Annotated in this window: 5 protein-coding genes; 2 read left to right on the plus strand and 3 right to left on the minus strand. The window is 68.4% G+C overall.

The window, feature by feature from the left end:
• Positions 1-27: 27 nt before the first annotated feature.
• Positions 28-471, plus strand: coding sequence for a DUF6069 family protein (locus QWU11_RS32405; RefSeq protein WP_290118285.1), 444 nt, complete (start codon positions 28-30; stop codon positions 469-471).
• Positions 472-1,040: 569 nt separating this feature from the next.
• On the opposite strand, the gene QWU11_RS32410 is transcribed toward QWU11_RS32405, so the two are convergent.
• The 3 genes from QWU11_RS32410 to QWU11_RS32420 are packed head-to-tail and all read right to left on the minus strand — an operon-like array spanning position 1,041 to position 5,137.
• On the minus strand, positions 1,041-2,135 hold the full coding sequence (locus QWU11_RS32410; RefSeq protein ID WP_290118286.1) for a hypothetical protein: 1,095 nt from the start codon (positions 2,133-2,135) through the stop codon (positions 1,041-1,043).
• 29 nt (positions 2,136-2,164) lie between these two features.
• Complete coding sequence (locus QWU11_RS32415; RefSeq protein ID WP_290118287.1) at positions 2,165-3,403, minus strand: phospholipase D-like domain-containing protein; 1,239 nt, start codon at positions 3,401-3,403, stop codon at positions 2,165-2,167.
• A gap of 48 nt (positions 3,404-3,451) precedes the next feature.
• Complete coding sequence (locus tag QWU11_RS32420) at positions 3,452-5,137, minus strand: FG-GAP repeat protein (RefSeq protein WP_290118288.1); 1,686 nt, start codon at positions 5,135-5,137, stop codon at positions 3,452-3,454.
• A 368-nt stretch (positions 5,138-5,505) separates the two neighbouring features.
• On the opposite strand from QWU11_RS32420, the gene QWU11_RS32425 reads away from it, so the two are divergent.
• Positions 5,506-12,429, plus strand: a complete 6,924-nt coding sequence (locus QWU11_RS32425; protein WP_290118289.1) for a polymorphic toxin-type HINT domain-containing protein — start codon at positions 5,506-5,508, stop codon at positions 12,427-12,429.
• Positions 12,430-12,437 lie beyond the last annotated feature (8 nt).

Genomic DNA, 12,437 nt, shown 5'->3' on the forward strand with positions numbered 1-12,437 from the left:
CCGCCCCGCCGGGCCAGGCTTTGCGGTATGAACATCTCACGCGAAAGAGTCCTCGCGGTGATCGGCGCCCCGGCGGCGGCCCTGGCGGTCTGGGCGGTGGCGGTGCCGCTGGCCGGAGCCACCTTGACCGTACGGGCGGGCGACGGCACGCAGACGGTCGGACCGGCGTCGATCGTGGCGGCGAGCCTGCTGGCCGCAGTCGTGAGCCGGGTCCTCCTGGCCGTCCTGGAACGCCGGGTGGTCCGGCCGGGCCGGGTCATGGCGATCATCACCGTGCCTGTGCTCGCCGCCTCCCTCTCGGGCCCGCTCGGTGACGCGGTCGGGACGACGGCGAAGCTGGTGCTGGTCGCGCTGCACCTGGCGGTCGCGGCCGTCATCGTGGTCGGACTGGTCCTCGACGCCCGCCAGGAATGCGGCCCGGCCCGCGCTCCCGGGCGGCCCCGCCATCGGGACGCCACCGCTCGTGGCTGACCCCACACGAAGTCCCCGCCCGGCAACCGACCGGGCGGGGACTCCGTTCTCAGCGGTGGCGCGGGGCATGAGGTGCATCCCGCCCGTTTGCTGCAAAGCGTTCAGAGACAGGGACGTCAGGAGAGGATCTTCTCGCGCAGCGCATGACGAGGAGGTGATGGTTGCCGCCTGCGATGATGGGATGCTCCAACCCCAGCCGACGGGGGCGTGGGGGGCGGAGGCCCCTCACATCGGGGGTTCCAGGGGGTCGCCCCCCTGGGCAAATACAGTGTCCGAGGGGCGACACGAACCAAACGCACATCCCTTCCTTCTCCGCACGTCGCTCCTGCCGGGCGGTAGATGAGCCGAGTCACAAGGGCGCTTTTAGCTGCGACTCTCTGGATCTCCACGAATCGCGGCCTGCTTGGAGTGGTAACCACCCGAGCCGGTAGTACCGGGCGGTCGCCGCATTGGCGCTCGCGAGGTAGGCGCGCTTCGGCGTGATTCGCCGTCGTGACGACGCCGCCTCAGGTCGCTCGTCCGGCTGGTCTACGCGGTCCCAGGTCGTCTATTCGTTGCTGTGGCCAGGATCAGTCGTGGCGCAGGACGGCGCCGCGCCAGTCGTAGCTGTACGAGTAGGTAAGTGTCGCCGCGCCCCACATCGACGTAGTCCCTGGAACGTTGGCGAGTTCCACCTCCTCCACGCCACGCCCGTCAGGAGCGCCGGACACCGGTACCGGCGTCCAAGTATCGCCGGTGTGGTGCAGGAGCTCCTTCTTGGCGAACGTCGGCGCGATCTCCGGGATGTCCTGCACCATCCAAACGTCGCCGGCGCCGTCCGGAGTCACCCCGGAGACCGCGTGCTGGCCCTCCGGAGTCGCGACGCGGGTCCAGGACGTTCCGTCCCAGTGCAGAGCGACCGAACGGTACTGCCGTGGCTGCCCGTCGGTGGGAAGCCAGTTGTAGTCGCCGACCGCCCAGACGTCGTCCGAGGCGAGCGCCGTGACGCTGTGCAGACTGGTTTCGGCTCCCGTGGGGGTGGCGATACCGGGTAGCGGAACCCTGGTCAGCGCGGTGCCGTCCCAATGCACGGCGGTGGCGTTCGCTCCGTACCGGCCGACGATCCACACGTCCTCGTCGGATATGGCGGCCAGCGACTCCAAGGCGCTGATCTGCACGGAGTACGAGCTCCATTCGGTACCGTCCCAGTGCTGGAGGTACGCCGTGCCTTCACTGGTGGCGCTGCCGGCCCAGACGCTGTCCGCCGACAGTGCCGTCGCGCCGACCCAGCCGTGCGGCGCCATGGTGGCGTCCGTCCAGCTCTGGCCGTTCCAGCGCAGGAGACGCCTGGCGTACCCGTCCAGTGCCCACACATCGGTAGGCGAGGACGCCGTTACGCCGTCGAGGCTGCCCGGGAGGGCGTCCGGCAGCGGCACCTCGGTCCAGGACACACCGTCCCAGTGCTCGGCGAACGGTACGCCTCTGTTCGCGCGGAGCTGACCGCCCACGACCCAGGCGTCATCCGGTGACACGGCCGTGACGTCGGCGACAGAGCGGCTGTCGGGCCCGGAGGCGCCGCCGAGCAGCTGGGCCACTTGCCAGCTTTCCGTTTCTGCGCCCGCAGGGCCGGTGAGCCCACCGAGCAGTAGTGAGATCGCGCTGACGGCAACCGTCAATCGCCGCACTGAAGTCTCCTTAGTGGTGGTTATCCGGATCAATCGGGTGTCGCGCTTGCGTTCCAGGCGTCGGTGAAGTTCTGGCGGTACTGGTCGTGGACTAGAGAGTTTTCGATCTTGAGGAGGGTTTCGTCGTTGTAGCGAAGGCCGTCGATGGTGTAGTTCGGGCTGCCGGTGAAGACGACCTTGTCGTCGGGGATGCCGAAGTAATTGCCCTCGACGAGTAGGTACTTGGAGTGGACGTACATGGGCTGGCGGTTGCCGTCGGGGTCGTTGTAGTGGGCGTTGGAGTTGCGGAGTTCGGGCTCTCCGCCTGCGCCTCCGGGTTGGGTGAGCTGCGTTTTCGCGCCGTCGCCGAGGAGGGTGTAGAGGACTTGGACCTGGCAGCCTTCGTTGTCGAGGTCCCAGAGTTTGTCGGCGACGGCGGTGCGGGTGAAGAAGTACATGGCGACGCGGATGAGGGTCTTGCCGCCGTTGTTGGCGTTGCCGGTGCAAGTGATGTTGTTGAGGATTTCGACGATGCTGTCGCTGTCGACGTCGGAGGTTCCGGCGGGTTGGGCGCGAGGGAAGAAGTAGACCTTGGCGGTTCCGGCGGTGGTGGAGCGGTAGTAGTCGGCGGTTTTGGCCATGGCGGCCAGGTCGGTGAAGTAGGCGCCGTAAGCGTTGTAGAGGGCGGTGTTCCCGCTGAGGCTGACGGCGTTGTTCCAGGCGTTCTCCTGCTGGTCGGCGGAGAGGTTGGCGGAGGTCTGGAAGACCACGTTGGTGGCGCCGGCGGTGCTGGAGAAGAGCGCGAACTTGTTCTGCATGACGGGGGTGCCGGCGGTACCGATGCAGGCGGCGTCGCGGGTGCAGTTCATGGCCCAGGACGCGCGCGTGGTGTCGGTTCCGAGGCCGGCGGTGACCGTGGTCCAGGCAGGCGTCGGATAGAACGTGCCGTCGTCGGGGTTCTGCAGGTGGGTCGATTCGAAGTCGACGATGACTTTGATGTTCACGCCGCGGGTGTGGGCGCTGGTGAGGTCGTCGGCGATCGTGTCGAGGGTGAGGTACTGGACGGCCAGGCGGATGGTGGATCCGGGCGCGGCCTGCTGGATGAGCCGGCGGAGGTAGTTGACGATGCGGTATTGCGCGGTCGGCTGTGTCGGGTCGTTGAAGATGGCGCCGTCGCTCAGGGGCGGGGCGGCTGCTGGTAGCCGCGGCACGGCGTCGGCCGGCGTGGCGGTGAACATGCCGGCGATGGCGATGACGGCGCCGCACAAGACGGCGGTGGGTCGGGGCATGGTGGGTTCCTCCAGGACGGCGCCGGGATCAGGAACGCGCAGGTCCGGTTATCGCGTGAGGTTCGGTCCGGCGGATGTCTCGACGGGTCCGGATGCGGCGCCGGCGATGGGGAATCCGGGGCCGAAGCAGGAGGCCGCGGTGCTTTCGGCGCAGGTGTCGGTGAACAGCGCGTCCCGGTTGTAGCGGGTGGCGGAGGTGACCGTTGTGGTGGCGCCGGAGTGGGCGAGGTTGATGACGTAGGCGGCGGCCGTTTCGTAGTCCTGGTCTTCGCGGTGAGCGGTCACCAGGAGCTGGGACGTGGCGCTCTCGTCGAGAATGCGTACGGCGCGGCCGAAGTACTCTTCGGTCTTGCGCGTACCGCCGACGCCGGGAGTGGCCTCGTTCAGGAAGAAGTCGGCGGAGGCGAAGATGCCGTTCGCGCCGCCGTAGAAGACGCTGGCGGCGCCGCGTCCGGAGTCTTCGCCGGGGGCGCCGGTGGCCAGGTCGGCGTAGCCGTCGTGGTTGAGGTCGCCGACGGCCATGGACAGGCCGAACTCATCGCCCGCCTCGGCGCGGTCGAGGCCGCTGACGTCGGGGACGAGGGTGTCCTGGCTGATGGTGGTGACCCGGGTCGGGGAGATGCCGTCGGCGGCACCTTTGAGAAGGACGAGCGCACCGGAGTCGGCCTGGGGGCCGCCGGCGGCCCGGCCGGCATGGACGACGACGTCGGCGGGGTTCGCCTGGCCGCGGAATTTTCCGATGGTGAGGGTGTCGAGATGTTCCAGGGTGTTGGTGGACGAGACGTTGACGGTGGACAGGCCCGTCTCGGTGACACCGGCGGCGCTGCCGGGGTACACGATGACCGCGCCCTGAGCTCCGGTCACTCCGCTGACGGCCTCGTTCTGGGTGGTGAAGGCCAGATCGTCGACACCGTCCCCGGTGACGTCTCCGGAGGCCAGTGACCAGCCGAAGTGGTCGTCGGCTTCGGCGGTGCCGACTCCGGCGTTCGATCCGTCGATGTTCTGCGCGCCGGTTACGGTCAGGCCGTTGGTGGGGCTGCCATAGAGGACGTAGAAGGCACCGGCGTCGGTGAGGCTGCCGACGTCCTCGTACGGGGTTCCGATGGCCAGGTCGGCGTAGCCGTCGGCGTCGTAGTCGCCGGTCGACAGCGACAGTCCGAACCGGTCGCCTGCCTCGGGGGCGGCGTTCAATCCGGAGGCGGTCTGGATGATCTGGGAGAGCCCTCGCGATTCGAGGTAGGGGAAGTCGGGTGTGCCGTACAGGACGGTGACCGATCCGGCATCGCGTTGGAGTACGCCCGCGGGATCGGTCACGTCCTTGTACGGGGCGCCGATGGCGACGTCGGTCAGGCCGTCGCCGTCGAAGTCTCCGGTCGCGAGGGCGAAACCGAAGGCGTCGCCGGCCTGGGAGGTGCCGGGCACGCCGGGGCTGTCCTGGCTGATCAGCGAGGTCATGGCGCCGGGAAGGTGACTGCCGCCGGGGATGACCTCGACCGAGCCACCGACGTCGGGGGCCCTGCCGTAGTCGGGCAGCATCCGCGCGGTCGTGGAGGTGACGATGTCCTCGACGCCGTCGCCGTTGACATCGCTGAACGCCGCCACTGTCGAGGTCGGCGTACGCGGTGTGGCGGCCCGTACGGCCGTCGGCTCGGCGGCGGCAGGCGAGTTCCCGCCGAGGACGATCAGGGCGAGAGCCACGGCGATGATGCCACCACGCCGTCTGGGTCGGGACACGGGCCACCTCCACGCGTGCCGTCACCGTCTTGGGCTGGGCGAACGGCGTCGTGAGTGAAACCCACCGAACGTGATCATGGCAAGGTGACACAGATCATGCGCCGATCTCGAATCCACTGTCCTTTTATCTGAATTCTGACTTGGTCGTAGTCGGTGATCAGCGCCACGAAGCCTCCCGACATTGGATGACCGAAAACTAGGTTTACAGCACCAGTTGACCGTATTCAGCCACTTTCACCGCTATATGCGCTTTTAGTTATTGACGTCTGTTGGTGGTTTTGAGGTAGAACCCGGGTGACTTGACTCGAGCCGATCACCGAGGTGTGGGCGCCGGATGCGCCGCCTTGGCGGCGCCTGGGGAGGTTCGCGTGCACGCTCGTGTCTCGGCCGGACGCTTGGTCACGGCGATCGTGGCCGTACTGGCCGTCGCCATCGGCATTCTCGCAACACCCCCCGCCGTACGGTCGGTGAGCGCCGAGACGATCGGTACGAAGCCGTCGGTTCCGGGCCGGCCCCTCCACGCGGTCGCGGCCGAGGCCGATCCGGAGGCGAGTCCGCCGCCGCGTCGCCCGGCGCCGCAGTGGCCGACGGCGGGTGCCGCGGAGGTGGCCGTACCCGCGGAGACGAACAAGGCGACGAACGCATCGTGGGCGCGGGCGGGCGGCCTGCCGGTCTTCGTCGGCCCCACGACCGCGGACACCGGCAAAGCAGCGGCGGCCAAGGCCGTACCGCCCTCACGGGTACGGGTCGAAGTCGCCGGTCAGGACGTGGCGCGGCGGTTGGGGGCGGCCGGGCTGGTCGTGCGGGTACACCGCCGTGACGGAGGCGCGCAGGCGGGCCCGGTCGCGGTGGCGCTGGACTACTCGGGCTTCCGGTACGCCTACGGCGGGAACTACGCCGACCGGCTGCATCTGTACGAATTTCCGGCGTGCGCGCTGACCACCCCCGATGTGCCGGCGTGCACGCAACGCACGCCCGCGCGTTCGAGCAACGACGTACGCTCCGGCCGGGTCACCGCCCGCGTCGACGCGGCCCCGGAAACGGCCGCGGGCGCGGCCGACACGGCGTCAGTGTTCGCGCTGGTCCCGACCGCGTCCGGAAACCAGACCGGGGACTACCGCGCGACCGACGTACGGGCCTCCGGCAAGTGGGAGGCCGGGCAGGCGTCGGGGGCGTTCGGCTACTCCTACCCCCTGGTGCTCCCGCCGTCACCGTACGGGCAGGCGCCGGAGCTGGGTCTGTCGTATGACTCCCAGTCGGTCGATGGGCGTAGCTCGGCGGAGAACTCGCAGGCGTCCTGGGTGGGGATGGGCTGGGATCTGCAGGCCGGGTTCATCGAACGCAAGTACAAGCCGTGCGCCGACGACGCCGGATCGGGCCAGGACGCGCTGAAGACCTGGGGGGATCTGTGCTGGGACTCGCCGGTCGCCGGCAAGGACGACGGCGCGGTGTACGTCATCTCCCTCGGTGGTCACACGACGGAGCTGATCTGGGACTCGGCGACCAGCCGGTACCGGATGAAGGACGACCAGGACTGGAAGATCGACCACCACACCAGCGGCGGTCACGGCGCGGACGATGAGTACTGGGTGATCACCGCGCCGGACGGCACCCGGTCCTACCTCGGCTACGGCGCCGACCCCACCAAGACGACGGCCAATGCCACGAACTCGGTGTGGACGGTGCCGGTGATCGGCGACGACGCGGGCGAGCCCTGCCACAACAGCAGCACTCCGGCGTCCATGACGCCGTGCACGCAGGCGTACCGGTGGAATCTCGACCGGGTCATCGATCCCGACGGCACCGAGAGCGCCTACTACTACACCGCCGAATCCAACGCGTACAAGCGCCACCAGGGCGGCGCGGTGCAGTCCTACATCCGGGGCGGATACCTCGAGCACATCGAGTACGGGCTGCGCGAGGACCAGCCGGCCGGCACTCCCGCGCCGGACAAGGTACGGTTCGCCTCCTTCAACCGGTGCGTCGAACGCAACGCCGTCGACGACCCGTACGACGACCCGCCGGCCACTTGCCCGACCGTCGCCTCCGGCGGGTCGGATTCCTACCCGGACGTACCGGTCGACCTGGTCTGTACGACCTCGTGTTCGAGCGAGTCACCGTCGTTCTTCGTCGTACACCAGCTCGCCCAGGTCGTCACCCAGGCCCGCAAGATCGACGGCTCGGCGGGCTATGACGATGTCAACACCTACCAGCTGAAGTACGCCTACCCGGGCACCGGCGACACCACCTCCCCATCGCTCTGGCTGGACTACGTGCGCGCCATCGGCCACATGGGCGACGGCGGTGACATCAAGGCGCCGGTCGTCGACTTCAACGGCACCAACTACAACAACATCGCCACCCCGGGTGCCGCGTCGGTGAACATGCGGCGGATCACCACGATCCAGAATGACCTGGGCGGCGACACCCACATCACGTACGGCCTGCCGAACCCCTGCAACACGTCCCTGTCGGACTGGTCGGGCACGCACAACACCGCGGACTGCTTCCGCTCCTACTACACGCCGACCGGCGGCACCGCGCAGTGGGGGATCTTCAACAAGTACATCGTCACGCAGGTCACAGACACCGACCGCGTCGGCGGCAACCCGGACCAGTCCACCAGCTACACCTATTCCGGCGCGGACGGCTGGCGCTTCGACGACGACCTGTCCCGCTCGACCGACCACCAATCCTGGTCGGACTGGCGCGGCTACAAGACCGTGACCGCGACCGCGGGATCCTCATCTGACCCGGCCAAGCGCGGCGTCACCTCCACCACCTTCTTCCGTGGGCTGAACAACGACCGTACGACCACCGGCGGCAGCGGCGCGTTGCGGCACGAGACGGTCACCGACTTCGACGGCCACGTCTACGACGACGACCACTTCCTCAACGGCCGCACCCTGCAGACCCGCACCTGGACCGACACCAGCGCCAGCGTCGACGTCGCCTCGACCCGCTACACCTACTACCACTCGGCGATGACCGCCGACGGGCCCGGCTTCCACAACGCCGTCATCGTCCGTCCCGACGGCACCCACACCCGCGCCCGGAAACGCGACGGTAGCTACCGCGTCACCGCGACCGACAGCTCCTTCGACGCCCACGGCCGACCCACCCAGACCCTCGCCGAAGGCGATCCCGGCGACTCAGGCGATGACCGATGCACCACCACCACCTACGCCGACAACACCGCCGGCGGCATGTGGATGCTCTCCTATCCCGAGACGGTCACCCTGCACTCCGGCTCGTGCACCGGCGCCATCGCCTCCAAGTCCGTCTCCCTGTACGACGGAGCGAGCGCACCCGGCGCGGCCAACGCGCCCACCGCCGGCAACGCCACCCAGGTCCGCGTCTACCGCGACGCCGACACCTACACGCTGATGAACAAGACCTACGACGCCTTCGGCCGGCCCACCTCGATGACCGCCGCCAACGGCACCGCGGCCACCGACGACGACACCAGCACGATCAGCTACCGACCCGCGACCGGCTGGCCCGCCGACGGCGTCACGACCGTCAACCCGCTCGGCCACACCACGGTGTCCTACTCCGACCGCCGCGACGGCGCCCTCACCAAGACCGTCGACGCGAACCAGAACGTCACCGCCCTGGACTACGACACCCTCGGACGACTCATCCGGGTGTGGGGGCCCACCGAACCCCGCCCCGCCGACCCCGACGAGGGAACCCCCACCGAGCGGTTCACCTACGTGACGCCGTACCAGGGCATCGGCGCGCCGTCCGGACCGACCATCGTCCGCAGCCAGCAGTACGAGGGCGGTGACGCCTCCGACCCGAACTGGATCAGCTCCTACGCCTACCTCGACGGCTTCGGCCGTACGAACGAGGTGCAGACCACCGCACCGTGGGGCCCGGAAACCGGCCGGATGGTCGCCGTCACCCGCTACGACGACCGCGGCCAGGTGGCCGGCCAAACCGGGGTGCCCGTCTACAACTCCGCCGCCGCCGGGAACGGAGTCCTCAACCCCGACCAGGGTGTCATCCCGTCCTGGACCAGCCACACCTACGACAGCGCCGGCCGCGAGACCGAGTCCGCCTTGTGGTCGGTCGGGACCAAGAAGTGGTCCGCCCTCACCGACCCGGCCGCCGACACCACGGTCGTGACCCCACCGTCGGGCGGCAAGACCGCCAGCACCGTGGACGTGTTCGGCCAGACCACCGCGATCACGCAGGACTCCGACGGCGACGCCGAGGCCACCACCCGCTACGCCTACACCGTCCGCGGCGAACTCGCGCAGATCACCGACGCGGACGGCAACGTCGCAACCAACGGCTACGACTGGGCCGGACAGCGAAAGACCAGTCACGACCCCGACGCCGGGGACGCGACCTACACCTACGACCCCGCGGGGAACGTGTCCTCGACGACGGATGCGGCCGGCACCATCTCCTACACCTACGACGCGCTCAACCGCCGCCGCGTCCAGTACTCCGGCCAGCCGACCACCGGAACCCGCCTCGCGCAGTGGGACTTCGACCCGCCCGGTGCTCTGGGCCAGCCGTCCGCCGCCATCCGCTACACGGGCGGTCAGGCCTACCGCAGCGACGTCCTGGGGTACGACGCTCGATACCGCCCGAAGGGCACCCGCGTGACCATCCCCAGCACACAGGGCGCGCTGGCCGGCAACTACGACACCACCTACACCTACGACCCAGCCGACCACCTGACCTCCGTCACCTACCCGGCGGCCGGTGGCCTGCCCGCCGAGAAGGTCAGCACCCGATACAGCGGAATCACCGGCACCCCCCTCGCCCTGACCAGTGATCTCGGCAGCGGCTACACCTACGTCAAGCGCAACTACTACTGGTCCACCGGCGAACTCGCCCAACGCGACTACGGCTCCGCCGGCGACATCGCCCGCGCCTACACCTACGAAGACCCCACCGACCGGCTCACCCGCGTCCGCACCATCATGGGCAACGCCGGCGACTCACCTTCCGACGCCCAGAACGACACCTACGCCTATGACAAGGCCGGCGACGTCACCTCGATCACCGACACCCTCGCCACCGTCGGGGAAGACGAGATCCCGCAACGCCAGTGCTTCACCTACGACGGCATCAGCCGTCTCACCGGCGCCTGGACCACGACCGGAGCACCCGGCTGTACGGCCGGCGCCGCCGGCGCCGACACCGGGGGACCCGACCCGTACCAGCTGGCGTACTCCTACACCGACTCCGGCAACATCAAGACCGTCGCCGACAACGGCGTCACCATCGGCTACAACTACCCCACCGCCGGCCCCAACGCCGTACGGCCGCACGCCGTCACGTCGATCACCCACCCCACCGGCACGGACAACTACACCCACGACGCCTCCGGCCAGTTGTCCGCCCGCACCGTCGCCGGCAAGAACACCACCCTCGACTGGAACGAACTCCACCAGCTGACCACCGCCACCACCGGAGGTTCCAGTACCGGGTTCGTCTACGACGCCGGCGGCGAACGCCTCATCCGATCCGACCCCGGTGCCACCACCCTCTACCTCGGAGGGATGGAGCTGCGCGCCGCCGGCGGATCGGTCACCGCCACCCGCTACTACAGTCTCGGCGGTGCCACCGTAGCCCTCCGCCACACCGGAGATCCCGCCGCGACCTGGCTCACCGCCGATACCCAAGGCTCGGCGCAGCTGTCGATCCAGGGCTGGACCGGCACCATCGCCCGCCAGCGCTACCTGCCCTTCGGCGCCCACCGCGGCGACCGCGACGACATCACCGCCACCCAACGCGGCTTCCTCGGCCAAACCGAAGACCCCACCACCGGCCTGGACGATCTCGGCGCCCGCTACTACGACCCCACCACCGGCGCCTTCATCAGCCCCGACCCTCTCCAAGCCCCAGGCGAGCCTCAACAACTCAACCCCTATGCCTACGCCGCCAACAACCCGACCACAGCCAGTGACCCCAGCGGGCTAATGCCCGATGGACCTTTCATCACCCAAACAGGCCACGTCGCCGGCGGCGCGCGTTCCAACGGCGGCTCCGGTCTGCCCGACTCCGTCGCGACTCCGTGCTCGTCCGGATACTGCCTTTACCACCCACGGTCCTGGGACGATGTCCCGGGCGCCTACGTTCCCGGCGTCAACGTCCCCCGAGCGATCCACGCCACGTCGGGGGCCTTCGGCTGGATGCCCGGCATCGGTGACGTCGCAGACGTAGCCGACGCCATCACCTATGCCATTGACGGCAAGTACGCGGACGCGGCCATCTCCGCAGCGGGCGTCTTCCCGCTCGGAGAGATCCCGAAGACAATCCGCAATCTTCGGAGAGGTCTCAAAGTCGCTGAGGAAGCGGGCGAAGCCGGGCGGGCGGGCGAACGGGCCGGCAGAGCGGCCGAAGACGGCGGAGAAGCCGCTGACGCCGCTCCCAGACCGAAGGCAAAACCGAAAGACGAGCCCGTACCCAAGACGCCGCGCCGTCGATCCGCCGCGAACCACGGCTGCAGCCTCGTACCCGGCACTCAAGTCCTCATGGCCGACGGCTCTACCAAGGCCATTGAGAACGTCAAGGTCGGCGACAAGGTCCTGTCCACCGACCCGGAGACCGGCAAGACCCAAGGCCGGCCCGTCCTGGCCACGATCACTGGAACCGGTACCAAGCATCTGGTGCAGATCACCGTCACGACGCATCACCACAAGAGCAAGAAGTCCGGGGTCGTCATCGCCACTGACAACCACCCCTTCTGGACCGAACGCCCCGGCCAATGGACCCAAGCAGGCGAGCTGAAACCCGGCATGTGGCTCCGCGCCAGCGCCGGCACCCACGTCCAGATCACCGCCATCAAGACCTGGACCCAGCACCAAACTGTCCACAACCTCACCGTCAACGGAGTCCACACCTACTATGTAAAAGCAGGCGTCACATCCGTCTTGGTGCATAATTGTTACGAGACGCTGGATTTCGCTCATGGCACGACATCAACACATGCGGACAATATTCAAGAGAACGGGCTGAGCGGAGGTGCGGCGCAAGCGAACTCCCGTGGTGGCTCCGTGGGCCAGCCTGGAAACTTGTTCACATATGCGGTAACGGAGGATGACACCGAGATCCTCAGCGCTACAGCTTCGTTCGGTGCCACTCGTGCGGGGGCTGGGGAGCGGCCGGCGCTGCTCATCTTCCAGATGGGCCGATCAGACTATGATCGGCTAACGGCTGCTGGTCATATCACGACTCGCGTGACAGATGAGGTTAGTGGGAGGCTCGAGCATATATTTAGCCCTGGGGCAATGCCATATTTGAACTTGATTCACCGAATGGACTTTTGATCGGTCAA

This window comes from Actinomadura sp. DC4 (assembly GCF_030406325.1).
GTDB lineage: Bacteria > Actinomycetota > Actinomycetes > Streptosporangiales > Streptosporangiaceae > Actinoallomurus.

What these genes read in the sequence shown, in the direction of transcription:
- QWU11_RS32405 (WP_290118285.1), top strand. Translation starts at nt 28, where the DNA reads ATGAACATCTCACGCGAAAGAGTCCTCGCGGTGATCGGCGCCCCGGCG.
- QWU11_RS32415 (WP_290118287.1), bottom strand. Translation starts at nt 3,403, where the DNA reads ATGCCCCGACCCACCGCCGTCTTGTGCGGCGCCGTCATCGCCATCGCC.